The following is a 21,921-nucleotide window of genomic DNA, read 5'->3' as shown; positions in this document are numbered from 1 at the left end:
GAGCGAATGAAATGAGCGAACAACAGCAATACGACGTCGTCGTCATCGGTGCCGGTCCTGCCGGCTATCACGCGGCCATCCGCGCCGCCCAGCTGGGCCTGAAGACCGCGTGCATCGACGCGGCGCTGGGCAAGGACGGCAAGCCGGCGCTCGGCGGCACCTGCCTGCGCGTGGGCTGCATCCCGTCCAAGGCGCTGCTGGATTCCTCGCGCCAGTTCTGGAACATGGGCCACCTGTTCGGCGAGCACGGCATCAGCTTCAAGGATGCCAAGATCGACGTCGCGGCGATGGTCGGGCGCAAGGACAAGATCGTCAAGCAGTTCACCGGCGGCATCGCGATGCTGTTCAAGGCGAACAAGATCACCCCGTACTACGGCTTCGGCGAACTGCAGCCGGGCAACGTGGTCAAGGTCAAGCAGCACGACGGCAGCGAAGTCGAGCTGAAGGGCACCAACGTGATCCTGGCCGCCGGCTCGGATTCGATCGAACTGCCGTTCGCCAAGTTCGACGGCGAGACCATCGTCGACAACGTCGGTGCGCTGGACTTCACCGAAGTGCCGAAGCGTCTTGCGGTGATCGGCGCCGGCGTGATCGGCCTGGAACTGGGCAGCGTGTGGAAGCGCCTGGGCGCCGAGGTCACCATCCTCGAAGCGCTGCCGGACTTCCTGGCCCTGGCCGATGCCGAAGTAGCCAAGACCGCCTTGAAGGAATTCAAGAAGCAGGGCCTGGACATCAAGCTCGGCGCCAAGGTGTCCAAGACCGAGGTCACCGGCAAGGGCAAGAAGCAGGAAGTCGTCGTCACCTATAGCGATGGCGAAGGCGAGAAGACCCTCAACGTGGACAAGCTGTTGGTGGCCGTCGGCCGTCGCGCCGCCACCAAGGGCCTGCTGGCCGAAGGCACCGGGGTCAAGGTCAACGAACGCGGCCAAATCGAGGTGGATGCGCACTGCCACACCGGCGTCGACGGCGTGTGGGCGATCGGCGACTGCGTGCGCGGGCCGATGCTGGCGCACAAGGGCTTCGAGGAGGGCATCGCGGTCGCCGAACTGATCGCCGGCCTGCCCGGCCACGTCAACTTCGACACCATCCCGTGGGTCATCTACACCGAGCCGGAAATCGCCTGGGTCGGCAAGACCGAGCAGCAGCTCAAGGCCGAGGGCGTGCCGTACAAGGCCGGCAGCTTCCCGTTCGCGGCGATCGGCCGTGCGGTGGCGATGGGCGAGCCGGCGGGCTTCGTCAAGGTCATCGCCCACGCCGAGACCGACCGCGTGCTGGGCATGCACCTGGTTGGCGTCGGCGTCTCCGAACTGGTCCACGAAGGCGTGCTGACCATGGAGTTCAACGGCTCGGCCGACGACCTGGCGCGCATCTGCCACGCCCACCCCACCCTGTCCGAAGCGATCCACGACGCGGCCATGGCGGTGAGCAAGCGGGCGATCCACAAGGCCAATTGAGGCTGGGATTGGGGATTCGGGAGTGGGGATTCGCAACAGCAGCCCTCTTCCTACCCCATCCTTCAATCGCGCAGCGCCGGGCACATGCCCGGCGTTGTGCTTTGCGGATCGCCCCACGCATGAAGCCGATCAAGCGATGACACATCGCCGCTCCGGCATCATCGGCGGACCGATAAACCCACTGCTTTTACGAATCCCCAATCCCGACTCCCGAATCCCATGAAAAGCATCTGCGTCTACTGCGGCTCCAATGCCGGCAACAAGCCCGCCTACGTCGAACGCGCCACCGCGCTGGGCACGCGCATCGCCGAGCAGGGGCTGCGCCTGGTCTATGGCGGCGGCAATGTCGGCCTGATGGGCACCGTGGCCAATGCGGTGCTTGCCGCCGGCGGCGAGGTCACCGGGGTGATTCCCAAGCAACTGGCCGACTGGGAAGTGGCGCACCGCGGCCTCACCGAACTGGAGATCGTCGGCTCGATGCATGAGCGCAAGTCGCGCATGTTCGACCTCTCCGACGCCTTCGTCGCCCTGCCCGGCGGCTTCGGCACCATGGAGGAGATCTTCGAGATGCTGACCTGGCGCCAGCTTGGCATCGGCAACAAGCCCTGCGCCTTCCTCGACGTGGAAGGCTTCTACGCGCCGCTGATCGGCATGATCGATCGCATGGTCGAGGAGCGCTTCCTGCACCCGGACCAGCGCGCCGACCTGTGGTACGGCAGCGACATCGAGACGATGCTGGGCTGGATGCGGGACTACACGCCGGCGCAGGCGTCGAAGTGGATCGATGAAAAGCGGCGCAATGCATTGCGCTAAGCGCAGCTGATCGGCGGCAAGGGTTTGACGCATGGCAACGCGTTACAGACTTCGGCGCCCCACTGCTCCTGCGGCGCGGATCGACGAAAAGCAAAGCAACGCGTTGCGATGAGGCGCCTGACGGACCGCGAGTTCATGGCGCGTGGCGACCGCTTCGGTCACCGCACACAACGACAGGAAGCGTCTCGTAGGAGCGGCTTCAGCCGCGACGGGCGTTCCCGGTAACGCCCTGTCGCGGCTGAAGCCGCTCCTACGGGACAAGCGCATCTGGATTGCGTGTGGCCAGAGCAGGTGCCCTCCAGTCGCTCCAGCCTGTGGGAATGACTGAGGTACGGACCGACCGGAATCGCCGCAACGTGTCGCGCCGAGACGAAACACATCGCCTCGGCAGCAAGCGCCACGCGCATGGCGACGCGCTCTGCATTCGATCGCCTAAAGCTGTTGCGGCGCGGCGGCCGGGCGCCCCAGCAGATAGCCCTGCCCGTAGTCACAGCCCAGCTCGCGCAGGGTTGCCAGTTGCTGCTCGGTCTCGATGCCTTCGCCCACCGTCTCGATGCCCAACGTGCTGGCCAGGGCGAGGATGCCGCGCACCAGCGCGTGGCTGCCGGTGCCGCCCTCGTCCTGCAGGCCGGCGACGAAGCTCTGGTCGATCTTCAGCACCGAGATCGGGAAGCGGTGCAGGTAGGACAGCGCCGAGAACCCGGTACCGAAGTCGTCCAGTTGCGCCAGCACGCCGCGCTCGCGCAGCGCCTGCAGGATGGCCAGGGTGCGCGGCGCGTCGTCGAGCAGCGCCACTTCGGTGATCTCCACGCGCAGGCGGCGCGGATCGGCGCCCGCGGTGTCGATCAGACCGAACAGCCGCTCGGTGAAATCCGGCGAGCGGAAGTGCCGCGGCGAGACGTTGACCGAGACGTAGCCACCCTCGCTCTGCGCCAGGCGCCGGATCACCTGCGCGTACAGCAGCCAGTCCACCTGCTCGATCAGGCCGCTCTCTTCGCCCAGGTCGATGAACTGGCTAGGCACCAGCAGCCCGCGGCTCTCGTGGCGCCAGCGCAACAGCGCCTCGTGGCCGATCACCTCGCCGTCGTGCAGGCGCACGATCGGCTGGTAGAACGGCTCGAAGTCGCGGTTGTTGATCGCGCGGCGCAGGTCCGCCTCCAGATCGAGGCTGCGCAGCGCCGCCTCGCGCATGGCCTCGTCGAACACCACGCAGCGGTCCTGGGTCTGCGCCTTGGCCCGGTACATGGCCGCATCCGCGTCGCGCAGCATCTCCTCACCGTTGTGGTAGCGCGGATGCCAGGCGGCGATGCCCAGGCTGCCGGACGGGAACAGTTCGCGGCCGGCCACCCACATCGGCTGGCCGAGCACGTGCAGCAGGCGCCGCGCCAGTTCGCGCGCGCCGTCCAGGCCGTGCTCGGATGGCGTCAGCACCGCGAACTCGTCGCCGCCCAGGCGCGCCACCACGTCCTGGCCGCGGATCGTGGAGACGATGCGCTTGGCCACCTGCACCAGCATCTCGTCGCCTGCGGCGTGGCCGATGCTGTCGTTGACCAGCTTGAACCGGTCCAGATCCAGGAACAGCACGGCGAAGGTCTTGCCGCCGCCGCGGGCACGGGCGATCGCCTCGCTGAGCCGGTCCAGCAGATGCGAGCGGTTCGGCAACCCGGTCAGCGCATCGTGCAGCGCCTGATGGGTCAGCCGCTGCTCGGCGCGCCAGCGTTCGGCGATCTGCGCCAGCAGTTGCTCGTTGACCTCGGCCAGCTCGCGGGTGCGCTCGTCCACGCGCTGCTCCAGCTCCGCGTGCGCCAACCGCAGCCGTTCCTGCGCACGCTGCCGCGCCAGGCCGCTGCCGATGTTGTGCGCGACGAAGGTGAGCAGGCGCTGGTCGTGCTCGGTGAAACGCACCTTGGCGACGTAGCTCTGCACCACGATCGCGCCGATCACCTCGCCCTCGTCGAACAGCGGCGCGCCCAGCCAGCTGTAGGGGCGCTGGCCGTACTCCTGCACCTCGCCCTGCGCCAGCAAGGCGTCGATGTCGGACAGTTCGAGCAGCTGCGGACGCCGTACCCGCATCACGTACTCGGTCAGCCCGCGGCCGCGGCGCCGTTGCGGCCGGTACGGGGTGAACTCGTCCACCGAATACACGAACTCCAGCATCGTGTCGTCGTCGGACAGCAGGGCGATGTACAGATTGCGTGCGTCGATCAGCCCGCCGACGATGGCATGTACCTCGGTGTAGAACTGTTGCAGGCTCTCCGAGCGGATCGCCAGCTCGGCGATGCGGAACAGCGCCAGTTGCAGCATCTCGGCGCGCTTGCGCTCCTGGATCTCGTCCTGCAGGTCGCAGTTGGCGCGCTGCAGCTCCTGGGTGCGCAGGTCCACCCGCCGCTCCAGCTGCACCTGCGCATGACGTCGGTCCATCGCGGTCTGCACGTGCTGCGCCACGTAGGCCAGCAGCGCGCGGTCGGCATCGGTGTAGCGCAGCGCATAGTCGTAGTTCTGCACCACGATGGCGCCGCACACGCGGCCCTCGCGCAGCATCGGCACGCCCAGCCAGTCGCGGCTCTCCGGGCCGTGGCCGATGTTGTCGCCCACCTTCAGGCGCTCGCGCACCTGCTCCGACGGCCCGCGCACCGCACGGCCGTGGCGCAGCAGGGCGAAGGTCAGGCTGTGCGGCATGTCGTGCAGGAAGTAGGTCCGCTCCGGATCGGCGACGAAGTCGTCGTGGCGGTCGGAGAAGTACAGGAAGCGCATGCTCTGCTGGTCTTCGTCGTACTCGACGATGTAGCAGTTCTCCGCGTACATCAGCGATTCCAGCACGGCGTGCACGCGCTGCAGCATCTGGCTCATTTCCAGATCGGCGCCGGCCAGGTCGGCGATCTCGTACAGCGCCTGCTGCAGCTGCTTGGATTTTTCCAGGCCCTCGATGCGTGCGCGCATGCGCTCGGTGTCGAGCAGGTTGAGGCCGAACGCGACCGCGGCGTCGCACCAGGCCGCGCGTTGCGCGGCGTCCAGGGGCTGCGCCACTTCCGCGCCGATCGCCACGCAGGCGCCTTCGGCGGTGCGGTGCACGTGCAGCAGCGCCGGCACCGTCGACGGCAGCGGCGCGGTGCCGGCCAGCGCCTCGGCGACCAGCGCCTGCAGCCAGGCCGGCGCCTGTGCGCTGGCGCCCTGCAGGCGCCCGACCACGCCGTCGCCGCAGCCGAGCGCCACGGCGCTGCCGGGCGGCAGCAGGCCGCACAAGGCCTGCGCCGTGCGCGCGGGGGCATGGCCGCCGGCTGGGTCTTCGCGGACGGTGGTGGACGAATTGAACAGCATCGACGACAACTCCTGCAGGGCCCCCCGGAACTGCTCCACGCTCGCCCTTCACCATCAGCATACCCGTTGCATGCGCCGATCGACGCCGGCTCGACCCCGAAGTGGCGAGATGGGCGTTTGTCTCCCCATGTTGTCCGAACTTCCGCCCTCGCCGCCCTCCTCCGGGCCCCCGCCTCCCGACTATGCGCCGGCCCGGCGAACGCTTAGGCTTGCCGCCGTGGACGCCCCGGTCGAAGCGAGCGACGAAGCCCTGATGCTGGCCTACGCGGCCGGCGACGCGCGCGCGTTCGAGACCTTGTACCTGCGCCACCGCGGACGCCTGTACCAGTACCTGCTGCGACAGCTGCGCGATCGGGCACTGGCCGAAGAACTGTTCCAGGACGTGTGGCAGCGTGTCATCGCCGCGCGCCTGGACTGGCAGCCGCAGGCCGCATTCACCACCTGGCTGCTGCGCATCGCCCACAATCGGCTCGGCGACCACTGGCGCGCGGCCAAGCATCGTCCGCCGGCGCCGGCCGACGCCGACCTGCGCACCGCCCGCGTGCAGGACCCCGACACCCCGGAGCGGCAGTTGTCCGCCTTCGAACAACGGCGCCAGCTGCAGCTGGCCCTGGATGCGCTTCCCGAGGAGCAACGCGACGTGCTGCTGCTGCGCCTGGAGCAGGAATTGAGCCTGGACGAGATCGGGCAGATTACCGGCGTCGGCCGCGAAACGGTCAAGTCGCGGCTGCGCTATGCGATGGACAAACTGCGCGCGAGGCTGGGCGGATGAGCGCCGACGAACCGCTGACCCCGGAAGAGCGCGCGCTCGCCGAACGCCTGCGCCAGGGCCGGCAGGCGCTGCCGCCGCCGGCGCTGGATGCGGCGATCCTGGCCGCCGCGCGCGCGGCGGTCGCGCCGGGTGCCACCGAGATCGCGGACTACCCCAGCAGCGCCGCGGAGCGGGCGCGGGCGCAAGCCGCCACGTCGCTGCCGGTGCCGCCACCCGCGCCTGCCGGAAAGGCGACGGCCCACGCCCCCGCAGCGCGCCCCGCTCCAGCCGCGTCGCGATCGCGCTGGCCGACCTGGCTCGGCCTGGCCGCCTCGCTGGTGCTGGTGGCCGGCATCGCCTGGCGCGCACGCCCACCGGTGCCCTCGGCACCGGCACCCGCACCGGCGGTGGCGCCTGCCCCGGCAGTCGCTCCCGCTCCCGACGCCGCGCCTGCGCCCGCCGCATCGCCGGCCCCCTCCTCCGCGGAGCCGGCCCAGGCGGCCGCCGCGCCAACAACCTCCGAGACCGCAGCGCCCGCGCCTGCGGCTTCGGCGCGCATGGCAGCGCAGGCGCCTGCCGCGCCGCTGGCGGAGCGCACGCCGGAGGCACAGGCGCGCAGACCGGCGCCCGCAAAGCGCCTGGCCCCTCCCATGCCACCGACGCTGATGGCGCCCGCCGCGCCGCCAGCCCCGCCACCGCCGCCCATCGTGGCCGACAGCAACGCGCCCGCCGCCGAGCAGCAGGCCGCACCGGCCGCGATGGCCTTGCGCGCGCCGGCGCGCGCGGCGACGACGCAGGACGCCTTGCCGCGCAGCGCCCCCACCGACACCGCCCGCCAGGCCACGTTGGCGGCCCCCACACGCGCGCAGGCCGCCGCGGGCGAGTCGTCGAAGGCGCTCTCGCTGCGTCCTTCGACGTCGACCGCCGATCCGGCTACCGCATCGCCGCAGTCCCCGCCCGCTGCCGGCGCCGTGGAAGCCGCCGTGGAGGCCGCAGCGGATGCCGACGCGCAACTGCCCCCGCAGCGCTGGCTGCAGCGGATCCGCGAGCGCCGCGACAGCGGCGACCTGGGCGCCGCCCGCGCCAGCCTGCTGCGCTTCCAGCGCACCCACCCGCACCGCGCGGTGCCCGCAGACCTGCGCACGCTGCTGCACGACTGAGCCGCGCGATGCCGGCGCCTGCGCGGCAGGCCGGGGGCGTGCCTCGTCTACAATTGCCGCCGATGCCCGATACGCTCCCGCACCCCGTCAGCCACAGCGTGGAGATCAAGCACAGCCGCTTCGTGGCCCACGCTGCGCCGATCGCCGACGCCGGCGCGGCACTGGCGTTCGTGCAGCAGGTCGCGGTGGCCGACGCCACCCACAATTGCTGGGCGTATCGCCACGGCGACGAGTACCGCTCCAGCGACGACGGCGAACCCGCCGGCACCGCCGGCCGCCCGATCCTGGCGGCGATCGACGGCCAGGGCTTCGATCGCGTGGTGGTGGTGGTCACGCGCTGGTACGGCGGCATCAAGCTCGGCGCCGGCGGCCTGGTCCGCGCCTACGGCGGGACCGCGGCCGAATGCCTGCGCCTGGCGCCACGGCAACCGCTGCTCGCGTTGAGCCTGTTGACCCTGCACTGCGGCTTCGACGATCTAGGCGCGGTGCATGCCGCGCTGAGCGCCTGTGCCGCGGAGAAACTCGATGAACGCTTCGATGCCGGCGGCGCCGAACTGCAGCTGCGCCTGCCCCGCGATCGCGTCGACGCCTTGAAAACCCGCCTGCGCGACGCCACTCGCAATCGGGTCCGCTGTTCGGAACCCGCCCCCGCATGAACACCCCGCCGGCCGACCAGGCCAAGTCGCTGCGCAGACTCGGCAGCCTGCGCACCCTGTGGCCGTTCGTGCGTCGCCGTCGCGGCCTGCTGATCGCCTGGCTGGTGGCGCTGGCGATCTCCTCCAGCGCCACGTTGAGCCTGCCGGTGGCGGTGCGGCAGATGATCGACCACGGTTTCAGCGACAGCAGCCGCATCAACCAGTCCTTCGCCCTGCTGTTCGCGGTCGCGGTGGTGCTGGCGGTGGCCACCGCCACGCGCTTCTACTTCGTGTCCCTGCTTGGCGAGAAAGTCGTCGCCGACCTGCGCGAACGTCTGTATACGCATCTGATCGGCCTGCATGCCGGTTTCCACGACCGCAACCGCAGCGGCGAACTGGTCTCGCGCCTGTCCGCCGACAGCGAACTGCTGCGCGGGGTCATCGGCAGCACCATGTCGGTGGCCCTGCGCAGCACGGTCACCGCGATCGGCAGCGTGGTGATGCTGTGCGTGACCAGCCCGCACCTGGCCGCCTACACCCTGCTCGGCATCCCGCTGGCGGTGCTGCCGATCGTGCTCGGTGCGCGCCGCCTGCAGAAGATCTCGCGCGCCAGCCAGGACCGCGTCGCCGACGCCAACACCCTGGCGGCCGAGACCCTGGGCGCGGTGCGCACGGTGCAGGCATATGCGCGCGAAGGCTACGAACGCGGCCGCTTCGGCGAGGCGCTGGCGCAGACCGTGGCGGTGGCGCGGCGCCGGGTCGGCGCGCAGGCGCTGATCACCGCCGCGGCCATCGTGCTGATCTTCGGCGCCATCGTGCTGGTGCTGTGGTCCGGCGCGCACGAGGTCGCTGCCGGCGAACTCAGCGCCGGCGCGCTCGGCCAGTTCGTGCTGTACGCGATGTTCGGCGGCGGCTCGGTCGCTTCGCTGGCCGAGGTCTGGAACGATCTGCAGCGCGCGGCCGGCGGCATGGGCCGTATCGCCGAGCTGTTCCAGGAACGTCCCGAGGTGGTCGCGCCGGCGCAGCCGCGTGCATTGCCGCAGCCGTTGCGCGGCGAGGTGCGTTTCGACCACGTCAGCTTCCGCTACCCGCAGCGCCCCGATCACCCGGCGCTGGACGGCTTCGACCTGCATGTGCGGCCCGGCGAGAGCGTGGCCCTGGTCGGTCCCTCCGGCGCCGGCAAGAGCACGGTGCTGGCGCTGCTGATGCGCTTCCACGATCCGCAGTCCGGCAGCGTGCAGGTGGATGGCCTGGACCTGCGCACGCTCGACCCGTCGCAGCTGCGCTCAGCGATCGGACTGGTGCCGCAGCACCCGACCCTGTTCGCCGCCAGCGCCGCCGACAACATCCGTTACGGCCGGCTCGAGGCCAGCGAGGCCGAGGTCGAGGCTGCGGCGCGCGCCGCCGAAGCCGACGCATTCCTGCGCCAGCTGCCCGACGGCTACGCCAGCGAACTGGGCGAGCGCGGCGCGCGCCTGTCCGGCGGCCAGCAGCAGCGCATCGCCATCGCCCGCGCCCTGCTCAAGGACGCTCCGATCCTGCTGCTGGACGAGGCCACCAGCGCCCTGGACGCGCAGAGCGAAAACGCCGTGCAGCAGGCGCTGGAGCGGCTGATGGCCGGGCGCACCACCCTGGTGATCGCGCACCGCCTGGCCACCGTGCTCAAGGCCGACCGCATCGTGGTGATGGACCACGGCCGCATCGTCGCCCAGGGCACCCACGCCGAGCTGCTGGCGCAGGGGGGGCTGTACGCCGAACTCGCTCGCCTGCAGTTCATCGACTGAGCACGCCGCGCTAACGGCGGCGGGACTACGGTCGATCCGCGTCTGCCGCGGGCCGCGCATGTCGCGGCTGCCGTGCCGGCGTCCCGCATTCGATGCAGCGTTCGACAGGAGGCTCCCGATGTCCTTTCGCCAATTGCCTGCCCTCGGTCCCGACGGCGAGGCCTATCTGATCACCGAGTTCCAGGACGATGCGCCGCGCCAGCAGCAGGCGCAGCACGATCCGCACGCGGACAGCGGATTGCGCTACGAACTGGCCGACGGCCGCAAGCTGATCCGCAGGGGCCAGCAATTCGTCACCACCGGCGGCGAGTTGACCTTGACTGCGGTCTAGCGACACGAAGGCCGAGTCTCGCAGCTCGGCACCGTCACCTCCGCTGGCGTTCGGCGCGCTGGCGGCGGGCTGGTCAATTTTTCGCCACACCTCTTGACAGGCTTGCCACGCAAGGCGCGCCAACGGTTATCCACATGTTTGTGCAGCGACCATCCACATGCGCTGTGGATGAATTGCGGTGGTTGTCCGTCGGGTGATCCCTTGGGGTTTAAGGCTGTACGGTCGCGGCTGAAGCCGCTCCTGCAAGGGTCTTTATGCTTGGGTAGGAGCGGCTGCAGCCGCGACCACGAACCCGAGAAACCACGCAATCGGCAAGCGCCGCGCCACTCAACCCGCCAGCACCCGCCCGATCCCGCTGGCATCGATTTCCGCCGCCGCGGCACGCACCGCTGCAGCATCGCTGGCCGGATCGAAGCCGAGCCGGAAATGCAGCTCGCCCGCCTGCGTGCGCGAGGAATGGATCGAGGCCAGGTTGACGCCGTGGCGCTCGAACACGTGCAACAGCGCGCGCAGCGAGCCGGCGCGGTCTTCCGGCAGATACACGCTGAGGGTGGACTGCTCGGTCAGATCGGCCAGCAGGTAACCCACCCGCTCGTAGCTGTAGTTGCCCTGGGCGATCGCCGCCTCGCCCAGCGCCTGCCGGTTGGCGTCGAGGAACTCGGCGCGGAACTGCGCGCGCGCCGCATCGTCGCCACGGCCGACCTGCGCACGCAGCCGCGACAGTTGTGCGATCAGCCCATCGAGCACGTCGCCGACATGCGGATTGCCGAACTGGATGTCTTCGTAGATGGCCGGATTCAGGGCCAGGATGCGCGCGATGATCGCTGTGTCCAACTCGAAAGAGGCCGAGCGGTACGGCAGCAGGGCCTGCAGCGGCCCCAGTGCCGGCGCATGCTCGCGCAGCACTCCGGCCTGGGCCAGATGGGTGGCGTGGACCATCGCCTGTACCAGCGCCATCACCCGGTCGTGGTGCTCGGGCGTGGTGCGCACGCACTCGCCTTCCAGCGCCGCGTACAGCTGCTGCAGCCAGGGCTGCCACTGCGTCACCCGCGCTTCGCACACCACCAGCACGCGGCCCTTGAGCGTCGGCGACTTCGGCGGCGCGGTCATCGGGTGCAGGCCGGCCACCTCCGCCTGCGAGGCTAGCATCGCCGCCACCGGCTCGGCCTTGACCGAGGTGACGTCCAGCCACAACTGGCCGCGCTCGCGGCCGCCGGCGCGCTGCACGTACGCGCCGATCAACGCCGGCGTGTGCCGGATCGGGGCGGAGAAGATCAGCACCTGCGCCTGCTGCAGCAGTGCCTCCGGCGCCAGCGACTGCGGGTCGGCCGGATCATGGCCGACCACCTCCAACTGCATGCGCTCGCGGAAGAAGCGGCTCAGCCAGCGGCCGTAGGCGCCGGCGCTGCCGACGATGCCGACGACCGGGCGCAGGCTCACGCCAGGCGCTCGGCGACGAAGCGCAGCGGCGTGGCCAGCGCGGCCGGCGCCGCCGCCAGCACGTCCAGCTCTTCCACGTCCGCCGCCAGGGTCGCCTCCAGCGCCGCATGCACGCCGGCGATGGCGCGGCCGATCGCCGCCTCGAAGCTGTCGCCACGCAGCAGGAAGGCCACCAGCAGCGCCATCAGCACATCGCCGGTGCCGGCCACGTCCACCGGCAGCAATGGCGAGCACCAGCGGTAGACCGCCTCGCGGCTCACCGCCAGCGTCACCAGTTGCCCGGCATCGCCGCCGACACTGTGGGCGAGCACCCACTCCGGGCCGCGCGCCAGCAACACGCGCGCGGCGGCGATCGCCTCGTCCTGGGCCAGCGCCGGCATGCCGGTCAGGCGGCCGAGTTCGAAGGCGTTCGGCGTCACCAGCCACGCATGCGGCAACAGGCGCTCGGCGAAGATCGCTTCCAGGCCTGGTTCCACGTAAGGACCGGTATGCGTATCGCCGATCACCGGGTCCAGGCAGTAGCGCAGCGTCGGGCACTGCGGCAGCGTGGCGTCGAGCCAGTCGGCGAAGGCGGCGCCGTTGCCGACGCTGCCGAAGTAGCCGGACACCAGCATGCGCGCGCGTTGCGGCAGGCCGCGTTCGCTGGCGCCGAGCAGCAGGTCGGCGAACCAGTCCGAGGGCAGCACCTTGCCGCGCAACGTGGCGTAGAACGGCGCATTGCTCAGCAACGTCGTAGGGATCTCGGCCACGCGCAGGCCCAGCGCGCGCATCGGCGGCACCGCCGCGCTATTGCCGGCGTGGCCGTAGACGAGCTGCGACTGCACGGAGATGACGTCGACCGGCACCGGCCCGTCGGGCCGTTGGCGGCGGCCATGGATGAGATGATTTGCGGCGTTGCTGTCGGCGGAAGCGTTCATCGCCGTAGTGTAGCGCCGGCGCAAGGACGCTCAGCGGCGCGTGCATGCGCGGTGTTGCGGGGGCTTTCAGCAACAACGGCCTCAGCTGCGGCGCTCCGACGAGAAAGCGTCGCGGCTGAAGCCGCTCCTACACAACAGGGAGTCAGGATGCGAAAAAACGGCCACGCATCCGGAATCGCAAACCTTGATACCTTCGCTGCACGCAGCGGGCGAAACATTCCAGCAACACGGTCCGCTGTAGGAGCGGCTTCAGCCGCGACGCGTCTGACAGTAAGCGTCGGGGCTGAAGCCCCTCCCACAAAAAGCCTGGCAGCGGCCAGAAACGCTGGGAAAATCCCGACCCCCGGTTTCAACAGCCCCGGGCTGGTCATCCCGAATCCCGGATTCCCAATCCGGGCTTCCAACAGCCGCAGACCGGTCATCCCGAATCCCCAATCCCGGCCTTACGACGTCATCCGATCCCAGAACCCCTTCACCCCATCGATGAAGGTCGCCGACTTCGGCGAATGCTTGCGCGCGTCCTCGCCGGTGAAGGTGGACTCGAACTGCTCCAGCAGCTTGCGCTGGTCGGCGGTGAGGTTGATCGGCGTCTCCACCACCACCCGGCAATACAGGTCGCCCTCGCTGCGGCTGCGCACCGAGCGCACGCCCTTGCCGCGCAGGCGGAACAGCTTGCCGGTCTGGGTTTCGGCCGGAATGCGGATTTCCGCCTCGCCGCCGAGAGTGGCCACGCGCACGGTGTCGCCCAGCGCCGCCTGCGAGATGCGGATCGGCACCTCGCAATGCAGATCGTCGCCGTCGCGTTGGAAGATCGGATGCTCGCGCACCCGCACTTCCACATACAGATCGCCTGGCGGCGTACCGGCCGGACCGGCCTCGCCCTCACCCGACAGGCGGATGCGGTCGCCGTTGTCGACGCCGGCGGGAATCTTCACCGACAGCACCTTGGTCTCTTCCACACGCCCGGCGCCGTGGCAGACGCCGCACGGGTTCTGCACGATCTGGCCGCGGCCGGCGCAATGCGGACAGGTCTGCTGCATGGCGAAGATGCCGCGCTGGATACGCACCTGGCCGCGCCCGTGGCAGGTGACGCAGGTCTCGACCTTGCCGTCCTCCGAGCCGCTGCCGTGGCAGTGCTCGCATTCGCTCAGCGTCGGAATCTCGATGCGGCGCTCGATGCCGGCCACCGCTTCTTCCAGGTCCAGCTCCAGCACGTAGCCGATATCGGCACCACGCCGCGGCGCACGTCCACCACCACCACCGGCACCACCGAAGATGTTGCCGAAGATGTCGCCGAAGATGTCGCCCATGTCCGGACCGCCAGGGCCGCCGCCCATCCCACCCATGCCGTGCTCGAACGCGGCATGGCCGTGCGCGTCGTACATGCGCCGGCGATTGCCGTCGGAGAGCACCTCATAGGCTTCCTTGCATTCCTTGAACGCGGCCTCGGCGGCTTGGTCGCCGGGATTGCGGTCCGGGTGGTACTTCATCGCGCAACGGCGATAGGCCTTCTTCAGCTCGTCGTCGCTGGCGGTGCGGGCCACACCCAGCACCTCGTAATAGTCGCGTTTGCTCATGGGGCGGGGATTCGAGATTCGGGAGTCGGGATTCGTTCAATGCAAAAGCGGAGAGCCTCGGCTCTTCCGCTCTTGCAAACTGGATGGACAGGGATCGGGGGCGGAGACCGCAAGGCAACGCGCCTTGCGCATCTCCAATCCCCAATCCCCAATCCCGGCTTACTTCTTGTCGTCCTTGACTTCGGTGAACTCGGCGTCCACCACGTCGTCGGACGGGGCCGAGGACGCATGCGCACCGCCGGCGTTGCCGCCCGGCTGCTGCTCGCCCGCTGCCGCGGCCGCGTACAGCGACTGACCGGCCTCTTCCAGCGCCTTGGTCTTGGCCTCGATCTGGCCCTTGTCGTCGCCCTTCATCGCGGTTTCCAGATCCGCCAGCGCCGACTCGACCTTGCCGATCACGTCGCCGCCGACCTTGCTGCCGTGCTCAGTGATCGCGCTGCGGGTGGCGTGGATCAGGCCGTCGGCCTGGTTGCGCGCCTGTACCAGCTCGTGGAACTTCTTGTCTTCCTCGCGGTTGGCTTCCGCGTCGGCGACCATCCGCTGGATCTCGTCGTCCGACAGGCCGGAACCTGCCTTGATCTCGACCTTCTGCTCCTTGTTGGTCTTCTTGTCCTTGGCCGACACGTGCAGGATGCCGTTGGCGTCGATGTCGAAGGACACCTCCACCTGCGGCAGGCCGCGCGGCGCCGGCTCGATGCCGGACAGGTCGAACTTGGCCAGCGACTTGTTGTAGCGGGCCTGCTCGCGCTCGCCCTGCAGCACGTGCACGGTCACCGCCGACTGGTTGTCCTCGGCGGTGGAGAACACCTGCGAGGCCTTGGTCGGGATGGTGGTGTTCTTCTCGATGATCTTGGTGAACACGCCGCCCAGGGTCTCGATGCCCAGGCTCAGCGGAGTCACGTCGAGCAGCAGCACGTCCTTGACGTCGCCGGCCAGCACGCCGCCCTGGATCGCGGCGCCCAGCGCCACGGCCTCGTCGGGGTTGACGTCCTTGCGCGGCTCCTTGCCGAAGAACTCGGCCACCGCCTGCTGCACCTTCGGCATGCGGGTCTGGCCACCGACCAGGATCACCTCGGTGATGTCGCTGGCGCGCAGGCCGGCGTCGTTCAGCGCGGTGCGGCACGGATCGATGGTGCGCTTGACCAGGTCCTCCACCAGCGCCTCGAGCTTGGCCCGGGTCAGCTTGATGTTGAGGTGCTTCGGGCCCGACGCGTCGGCGGTGACGTACGGCAGGTTGACTTCGGTCTGCTGCGAGGACGACAGCTCGATCTTGGCGCGCTCGGCGGCGTCCTTCAGGCGTTGCAGCGCCAGCGGATCCTTGCGCAGGTCGATGCCCTGGTCCTTGTTGAATTCTTCGACGAGGTAGTCGATGACGCGCTTGTCGAAGTCTTCACCGCCCAGGAAAGTGTCGCCGTTGGTGGCCAGCACTTCGAACTGCTTCTCGCCGTCGACGTTGGCGATCTCGATGATCGACACATCGAAGGTGCCGCCGCCCAGGTCGTACACCGCGATCTTGCGGTCGCCGCCCTGGCCCTTGTCCAGGCCGTAGGCCAGCGCCGCGGCGGTCGGCTCGTTGATGATGCGCTTGACGTCCAGCCCGGCGATGCGGCCGGCGTCCTTGGTCGCCTGGCGCTGGCTGTCGTTGAAGTACGCCGGCACGGTGATGACCGCCTCGGTGACGGTCTCGCCCAGGAACGCCTCGGCGGTCTTCTTCATCTTCTCCAGCACCTGCGCGGAGATTTCCTGCGAGGCCAGCTTGCGCCCGTCGGCGGTGGCCACCCAGGCGTCGCCGTTGTCGTGCTGGACGATGCTGTACGGCACCAGGCCGATGTCCTTCTGCACTTCGGCGTCGGTGAACTTGCGGCCGATCAGGCGCTTGACCGCGTAGAAGGTGTTCTTGGGGTTGGTGACGGCCTGGCGCTTGGCCGAGGCGCCCACCAGTACTTCGCCATCCTTGGTGTAGGCGACGATCGAAGGCGTGGTGCGGTCACCCTCGGAATTCTCGATGACGCGGGCCTTGCCGCCGTCCATGATCGCCACGCACGAATTGGTCGTGCCCAGGTCGATGCCGATGATCTTGCCCATTGCAATGACTCCTGAAAGGTCGTGTAGCCGGCCAGTGCCGGGATCTGGTTCGGATATAGGGATGGCTGCAGGTCATTCAAGCCATCGCCGCAAATTAGCGTTCCACGGCCGCCGCGCCGGGTTCAGGCGCGGGCGGCCGGCGCGCTCAGTCGTGCTTGGCCACCACCACCAGCGCGGGCCGCAGCAGGCGCTCGTTGAGCAGGTAGCCCTTCTGGAACACCTGGATCACGTGACCCGGGGGAACGCCTTCGGCCTCGGCCTGGCTGATCGCCTGGTGATGCTCCGGGTTGAACGGCTCGCCGGTCGGGTCGAGCAGGGTCAGGCCGTTGTCGGCGGCGACCTTGAGCAACTGCTTGTAGGTCAGTTCCAGGCCATCGCGCAGCGGGCTGGGCTCGCTGCCGGCGGCGGTCAACCCCGCGTCCAGACTGTCGAACACCGGCAACAAATCGCCGAGCAGGCGTTCGTTGGCGAACTTGCGCGCCTGCTCCACGTCGCGGGCGATGCGCTTGCGCTGGTTCTCCAGGTCGGCCCGCTCGCGCAGGGCGTCGGCCTTGACCAGGGCCAGTTCGCTGCGCAGCGTCTCCACTTCCGCCTGCAGCGGATCGGTCGAGGGCTGCTGCGCCTCGGTCAGGTGTTCGGAATCGAATTCGGGGTGCTCTTGCGTCATGTCCGTGTCCCTGGCGGGGTGCGTCCCGCCTTACCGGACCACCTATGTGGGCGGCGCCGGCGGATTCAAGTGAATCAGGGGATGGGGGAGTCGGGAGTGGGGATTTGCGTGGACGGCCGGCGGGCGAATAGCGCTGCGGCGCCCTAGCGGTCGCCGGGCGGGGACGGGTCCAGGCGGGCGCCCAGGACATCGGCGGCGGTCTGCACCAGCGGGATGACCCGGTCGTAGTCCATGCGCTTGGGACCGATCACGCCCAGCACGCCCAAGACCTGGCCGCCGGCCATGTACGGGGCGGTCACCAGCGACACGCTCTCCAGCGGCACCATGCCGGTCTCCTCGCCGATGAAGATGCGCACGCCGGGCGCGCGGATGGTGCGCTCGAGCAGTTGCAGGATCTCGCGCTTGCTGGCGAAGACCTCGAACAGTTCGCGCAACCGCTCCAGGTCCGAGAGGTCCTGCACGCCCATCAGCTTGGTCTGCCCGGCCAGCACCATGTCGTCGCCGGCCGGGGCCAGCGCCTGCTCGGCCAGCTCGACGCTGTGCGCCAGCAGTTGCTCCATCTCGTCGCGCGCATGGCGCAGGTCGCGCAGCAGGCTGGCGCGGATGTCGGCCAGCGCACGCCCGGCGAAATGCCGGTTCAGATAGTTGGCCACCCGCTCCAGCTCGGCCGGCTCGTAGGCCTTGCGCGGCTCGATCACCCGGTTCTGCACCTCGTTGTCGGCGAACACCAGGATCGCCAGCACCCGCCGCGCGTCCAGCGGCACGAAGTCGATGTGCCGGAACGCGAACTGCTCGCGCTTGGGCGCGCTGACCACGCCGACGAAGTGGGTCATGGCCGACAGCAGTTCCGAGGCGCTGCCGAGCAGCGCCTGGGTGCCGGCGGCATTGGCCATCTCCGCGCGCAACCGCGCCACCTCGCCCTCGGCCGGTGGGCGCATCTGCACCAGGCTGTCGACGAACACCCGGTAGCCGGTGGCGGTGGGCACGCGCCCGGCCGAGGTGTGCGGCGAGCTGAGCAGCCCGGCGTCCTCCAGGTCGGCCAGGATGTTGCGGATCGTCGCCGGGCTCACGTCCAGCCCGGCGTGCCGGGCCAGGGTCTGCGAGCCGACCGGCTCGCCGTCGCGGATGTAGCGCGAGATCAGCGTGCGCAGCAGCTGCCGGGCACGCGGATCGAGGCTGGAATGGACCGGGGAAGCGCGCATGGAATCAACCCGTGAGACTGGTCCTTAGATAATGTCTGCACGCCGGCTTGGCAAGTCATTGGCCCACCTACCCGCGCATGCTAGCGTTGCGCGGCTCCGGATGCAGACCCCATGCTCAGACATCTCTCGATCAAGGATTTCGCCGTCGTACGCGGCACCGAACTGGAATTCGGCCCCGGCATGACCGTGGTGTCCGGCGAAACCGGCGCCGGCAAGTCGCTGATGGTGGACGCGCTCGGCTTCCTGTCCGGGCTGCGCGCCGACAGCGGCGTGGTCCGCCACGGCGCCGACCGCGCCGAACTGTCGGCCGAGTTCGTCGCCCCCGCCCAGGCCCGCGCCTGGCTGCGCGAGAACGAACTCGACGACGAGGACCAGTGCCAGCTGCGCCGGGTGATCCGCGCCGACGGCGGCTCCCGCGCCTGGATCAACGGGCGCCCGGTGACCCTGTCGCAACTGGCCGAACTGGCCGGCCACCTGGTCGAGATCCACGGCCAGCACGAACACCAGGCCCTGCTCTCGCGCGGCAGCCAGCTCGGCCTGCTGGACGCCTATGCCCGCAACGAGGCCGAACGCGCCGCGGTGCGCGCCGCCGCGGCCCGCTGGCAGGGCCTGCTCAGCGAGCGCGAGGCCCTGCTGGCGCAGGGCGATGTCAGCGACCGCATCGGCTTCCTGCAGCATCAGTTGGCCGAACTGCAGCGCGAGGACCTGGACCCGGCGGCGATCGCTTCCCTGGACGCCAACCATCGCCGCCAGGCCCACGCCGCCGCGCTGATCGGTGCCTGCGAGGGCGCGGCGCAGCGGCTCAACGGCGACGAGGCGCCGGCGGTGCTGGACCTGTTGCAGCAGACCCGCCACGAACTCGGCAAGGTCGGCGAGTACGACCCGCGCCTGGCCGAGGTGCAGGCGCTGATCGACAGCGCCGGCATCCAGCTGGAGGAAGCGCTGGCGCTGATCGACCGGGTCCGCGACGACCTGGACGCCGACCCGGCGCAGTTCGAGGACATGGAACGCAAGCTCGGCCGCCTGCACGACCTGGCCCGCAAGCACCGGATCGGCGTGGACGCGCTGGCCGGGCACCGCGACGCCCTGTTGGCCGAGGTGGAGAGCCTGCGCGGCGCCGGCGAGCGGCTGGACGTGCTCGACGCCGAGATCGCCCAGGCCACCCAGGCCTGGCGCGACGCCGCGGCCGCCCTGACCGCCACCCGCGACCGCGGCGCGCAGGCGCTGTCGCGCGATACCACCGCCCTGATCGGCGAACTGGGCATGGGCGGCGGCCGCTTCCTGATCCAGCTCGAGCCGCACGACACCGAACGGCCGGACCCGGCTGGCGCCGAGCGGGTCGAGTTCCTGGTCGCCGCCAATGCCGGGCAGCCGCCCCGCGCCCTACGCAAGGTCGCCTCCGGCGGCGAACTGTCGCGCATCTCGCTGGCGATCGAGGTCGCCGCGCTGGGCCTGGACGCGGTGCCGACCATGGTCTTCGACGAAGTGGACTCGGGCATCGGCGGCGCCGTCGCCGACATCGTCGGCAAGAAGTTGCGCGCGCTCGGCGAGCAGCGCCAGGTGCTGTGCGTGACCCACCTGCCGCAGGTCGCCGCCCAGGGCCACGCCCACTACCGGGTCAGCAAGGCACCGGTCGAGGGCATGACCCAGAGCTCGGTGGAACTGCTGGCCCCGCGCCAGCGCGAGGAAGAACTGGCGCGGATGCTGGGCGGCGTCGAGGTCAGCAAGGAAGCCCGCGCCGCGGCCAAGCGGCTGCTGCTCAGCGCCGGCTGAGCGGCGGCCATCGCACGCGGCTGCACCGCTGGGCCAAACTGCCCCACATGGGCGATCTGGATCGGATCACAAAGCGGCACAGCCCCAGCCGCCAATGCAGCTAAGCCGCGCGCATCAACAAGCCCCTCTCCCGCCGGGAGAGGGGTTGGGGTGAGGGTTAGGCGCGGAGCGACCCGCTGACGTGATCCACGCGGCACCCCCGCACCCTCATCCGCCCCTGCGGGGCACCTTCTCCCGATGGGAGAAGGGAGAAGCAGTAGCCCCTCTCCTGCCGGGAGAGGGGTTGGGGTGAGGGTCCGTGGCGAAGCCCTCGCGCATCTGGCGCACAAGGAGGGGCCACACGCGGACCGGGTTCACCCGGCGGCGGAACTCAACCCTTCTTGCCGCTCGGCCGCTTGCTGCGCACGTAAAGCACCAGGGAGTGCTCTTCCAGCTCATAGCCGTGATCGGCAGCGATCTTGCGCTGCAGTTCCTCGATTTCCGCGCTTTCGAACTCGATGATCTTGCCGGTATCCACGTCCACCATGTGATCGTGGTGGCCGCCGCGGTCCAGTTCGTACACCGCCTGGCCGCCCTCGAAGTTGTGCTTGAGCACCAGCCCGGCCGCCTCGAACTGGGTCAGCACCCGGTACACCGTGGCCAGGCCGATCTCGTCGCCGTGGTCCAGCAACTGCCGATAGATCTCCTCGGCGGTCATGTGGTGCCGCGCCGATTTCTGCTCCAGCAGCTCGAGGATGCGCATCCGGGGGTGCGTGACCTTCAGGCCGACTTTGCGCAGATCGTGGGATTCCATGGCGTCTCCGTTCATAGCTGGTTTATCGCCAGCTGCCTGGGAATGGGTCGCGGCGGTCGCCGGGAGTGTATCATCGACGCGATTTCATTCAGCCATGTCCCCGATGCGCAATCTCCTGCTGGTCGCCGCTGTTGCCCTGTCCACCGCTGGCTGCGGCATCATTTACAAGCAGCCCATCTACCAGGGCAATCTGATCAAGCCGTCGGCCGTGGAGCAGCTCAAGGTCGGACAGAGCAAGCAGCAGGTCAGCGCGCTGCTCGGCAGCCCCTCGATTCCGGATCCGTTCCACGCGCAGCGCTGGGACTACACCTCCACCGAGCGTGTCGATCGCCTGGGCCATACCGAGATCAAGAACTTCGTGGTGTTCTTCGACAACGACATGGTCACCCGCTGGGAAGGCGACTATTTCCCGGATCAGGACGAAGAGCTGGCCAAGAACAGCGTGCGCCAGTTCGGCCGCAACCTGGCCAAGGACAAGAAGAAGCAGCGCCGCGGCGAATGAGCCAGCGGCCACGTGGGGCCTGGCCGCTCAGCGCGGCTTGGCGCGACGGCGCCTGGCGTCCTTGGGATCGATCAGCAGCGGCCTGAGCAGTTCCACCCGATCGCCCTCCTGCAGCAGCCGGGTCGGTGCGGCGATGTCGCCATACACCGCGCAGGCCATGTCGGGCGTCGCCTCGGGCAATGCGGCGGCCGCCAGCGCATCGGCAACCGTCGCGCCCTCCGGCAGGTCCAGCCGCTTCGACACGAAGCGCTCCGGCCAGGCCAGCACCACCTCGATCTGCATGGCGGCTAGGCCTGTTCCCGGTCGGCCACGCGCACGAAGTCGTTGACCATGCGGTCGGCCAGGCTCTGGAAGCCCAGCGCCAGCGCCGGCCCCAGCAGCCGCGAGGCCGGCTCGAAGTCGAGCATCAGGCTGACCTTGCTGGCGTGTTCGTTGAAGCCCTGGAAGGTCCACTGCCCCTGCAGGCGCTTGAACGGGCCGTCGCGCAGCTGCATATCGATGCGATCCGGGCGCTGCAGGCTGTTCTCGGTGGTGAACCAGGTGCGGAACGAGCCCAGCCCCAGGTCCAGCCGTGCCACCAGGACGCGGTCGTTCTGCTCGAGGATATGGGCCGCATCGCACCAGGCGAACCGGCGCGGATAGGCGGCGACGTCGTTGACCAGATCGAACATGCGCGTTGCGGCGTGTTCGACCAGAGCGCTGCGGCGGATGATAGGCAT

General features: G+C 69.6%; 19 protein-coding genes. 9 read left to right on the top strand and 10 right to left on the bottom strand.

Annotated features, from left to right (window positions below; genetic code table 11):
• The first annotated feature begins 11 nt into the window (after positions 1-11).
• Entirely contained in the window at positions 12-1,454 is a 1,443-nt protein-coding gene (lpdA, locus tag FHR56_RS04045) for a dihydrolipoyl dehydrogenase (RefSeq protein WP_160946041.1), read from the top strand.
• A gap of 219 nt (positions 1,455-1,673) precedes the next feature.
• Entirely contained in the window at positions 1,674-2,267 is a 594-nt protein-coding gene (locus tag FHR56_RS04040) for a TIGR00730 family Rossman fold protein (protein WP_160946040.1), read from the top strand.
• A 432-nt stretch (positions 2,268-2,699) separates the two neighbouring features.
• On the opposite strand, the gene FHR56_RS04035 is transcribed toward FHR56_RS04040, so the two are convergent.
• A complete protein-coding gene (locus tag FHR56_RS04035; RefSeq protein WP_184502410.1) occupies positions 2,700-5,585 on the bottom strand; it encodes an EAL domain-containing protein in 2,886 nt (961 codons plus the stop codon).
• A 217-nt stretch (positions 5,586-5,802) separates the two neighbouring features.
• On the opposite strand from FHR56_RS04035, the gene FHR56_RS04030 reads away from it, so the two are divergent.
• The 5 genes from FHR56_RS04030 (at position 5,803) to FHR56_RS04010 (ending at position 10,246) form a co-directional block, all read left to right on the top strand.
• Positions 5,803-6,357, top strand: coding sequence for an RNA polymerase sigma factor (locus FHR56_RS04030; protein ID WP_160946038.1), 555 nt, complete (start codon positions 5,803-5,805; stop codon positions 6,355-6,357).
• On the top strand, positions 6,354-7,496 hold the full coding sequence (locus tag FHR56_RS04025) for a hypothetical protein (protein ID WP_184502409.1): 1,143 nt from the start codon (positions 6,354-6,356) through the stop codon (positions 7,494-7,496). Before FHR56_RS04030 ends, FHR56_RS04025 begins: the two co-directional genes overlap by 4 nt.
• 62 nt (positions 7,497-7,558) lie before the next feature.
• Positions 7,559-8,152 (top strand): YigZ family protein, encoded by a 594-nt coding sequence (locus FHR56_RS04020; RefSeq protein ID WP_184502408.1) that lies wholly within the window; start codon positions 7,559-7,561, stop codon positions 8,150-8,152.
• Positions 8,149-9,915 carry an ABC transporter transmembrane domain-containing protein gene (locus FHR56_RS04015; protein WP_184502407.1) on the top strand — a complete coding sequence of 589 codons (1,767 nt, stop codon included), beginning with the start codon at positions 8,149-8,151 and terminating at the stop codon, positions 9,913-9,915. Before FHR56_RS04020 ends, FHR56_RS04015 begins: the two co-directional genes overlap by 4 nt.
• 118 nt (positions 9,916-10,033) lie before the next feature.
• A complete protein-coding gene (locus FHR56_RS04010; RefSeq protein WP_010344257.1) occupies positions 10,034-10,246 on the top strand; it encodes a hypothetical protein in 213 nt (70 codons plus the stop codon).
• A 327-nt stretch (positions 10,247-10,573) separates the two neighbouring features.
• Here FHR56_RS04010 and FHR56_RS04005 read toward each other — a convergent pair whose 3' ends face one another.
• The 6 genes from FHR56_RS04005 to hrcA form a co-directional block, all read right to left on the bottom strand.
• Positions 10,574-11,686, bottom strand: a complete 1,113-nt coding sequence (locus FHR56_RS04005) for a prephenate dehydrogenase (RefSeq protein ID WP_160946034.1) — start codon at positions 11,684-11,686, stop codon at positions 10,574-10,576.
• Positions 11,683-12,603 carry a pyridoxal kinase gene (pdxY, locus tag FHR56_RS04000; RefSeq protein WP_160946033.1) on the bottom strand — a complete coding sequence of 307 codons (921 nt, stop codon included), beginning with the start codon at positions 12,601-12,603 and terminating at the stop codon, positions 11,683-11,685. The genes FHR56_RS04005 and pdxY overlap by 4 nt, the downstream gene beginning before the upstream one ends.
• 443 nt (positions 12,604-13,046) lie before the next feature.
• Entirely contained in the window at positions 13,047-14,180 is a 1,134-nt protein-coding gene (dnaJ, locus tag FHR56_RS03995; RefSeq protein WP_160946032.1) for a molecular chaperone DnaJ, read from the bottom strand.
• A 159-nt stretch (positions 14,181-14,339) separates the two neighbouring features.
• Positions 14,340-16,265: a molecular chaperone DnaK gene (gene dnaK, locus FHR56_RS03990; protein WP_019796580.1), complete on the bottom strand. Its 1,926-nt coding sequence runs from the start codon at positions 16,263-16,265 to the stop codon at positions 14,340-14,342.
• A 145-nt stretch (positions 16,266-16,410) separates the two neighbouring features.
• Positions 16,411-16,932 (bottom strand): nucleotide exchange factor GrpE, encoded by a 522-nt coding sequence (grpE, locus tag FHR56_RS03985; protein WP_019796579.1) that lies wholly within the window; start codon positions 16,930-16,932, stop codon positions 16,411-16,413.
• A 143-nt stretch (positions 16,933-17,075) separates the two neighbouring features.
• Positions 17,076-18,134, bottom strand: a complete 1,059-nt coding sequence (gene hrcA / locus FHR56_RS03980) for a heat-inducible transcriptional repressor HrcA (protein WP_160946031.1) — start codon at positions 18,132-18,134, stop codon at positions 17,076-17,078.
• A 111-nt stretch (positions 18,135-18,245) separates the two neighbouring features.
• Between hrcA and recN the strand changes: the two genes are divergently transcribed.
• The gene (gene recN / locus FHR56_RS03975) at positions 18,246-19,907 is read left to right on the top strand and encodes a DNA repair protein RecN (RefSeq protein WP_160946030.1); all 1,662 of its coding nucleotides are present in this window, start codon (positions 18,246-18,248) and stop codon (positions 19,905-19,907) included.
• Between the two features lie 370 nt (positions 19,908-20,277).
• Here recN and fur read toward each other — a convergent pair whose 3' ends face one another.
• The gene (gene fur, locus FHR56_RS03970) at positions 20,278-20,700 is read right to left on the bottom strand and encodes a ferric iron uptake transcriptional regulator (protein WP_026143876.1); all 423 of its coding nucleotides are present in this window, start codon (positions 20,698-20,700) and stop codon (positions 20,278-20,280) included.
• A 103-nt stretch (positions 20,701-20,803) separates the two neighbouring features.
• Here fur and bamE point away from each other — a divergent pair, with 103 nt between their 5' ends.
• Positions 20,804-21,202, top strand: coding sequence for an outer membrane protein assembly factor BamE (bamE, locus tag FHR56_RS03965; protein ID WP_019796584.1), 399 nt, complete (start codon positions 20,804-20,806; stop codon positions 21,200-21,202).
• Positions 21,203-21,229: 27 nt separating this feature from the next.
• Here bamE and FHR56_RS03960 read toward each other — a convergent pair whose 3' ends face one another.
• Both FHR56_RS03960 and FHR56_RS03955 read right to left on the bottom strand, forming a co-directional pair.
• Entirely contained in the window at positions 21,230-21,484 is a 255-nt protein-coding gene (locus FHR56_RS03960) for an RnfH family protein (RefSeq protein ID WP_160946029.1), read from the bottom strand.
• Positions 21,485-21,489: 5 nt separating this feature from the next.
• The gene (locus tag FHR56_RS03955) at positions 21,490-21,921 is read right to left on the bottom strand and encodes a ubiquinone-binding protein (protein ID WP_026144297.1); all 432 of its coding nucleotides are present in this window, start codon (positions 21,919-21,921) and stop codon (positions 21,490-21,492) included.

The sequence above is a fragment of the Xanthomonas sp. F10 genome, from assembly GCF_014206815.1.
GTDB lineage: Bacteria > Pseudomonadota > Gammaproteobacteria > Xanthomonadales > Xanthomonadaceae > Xanthomonas_A > Xanthomonas_A indica.
This window is presented reverse-complemented; position numbering and strand designations above follow the sequence as displayed.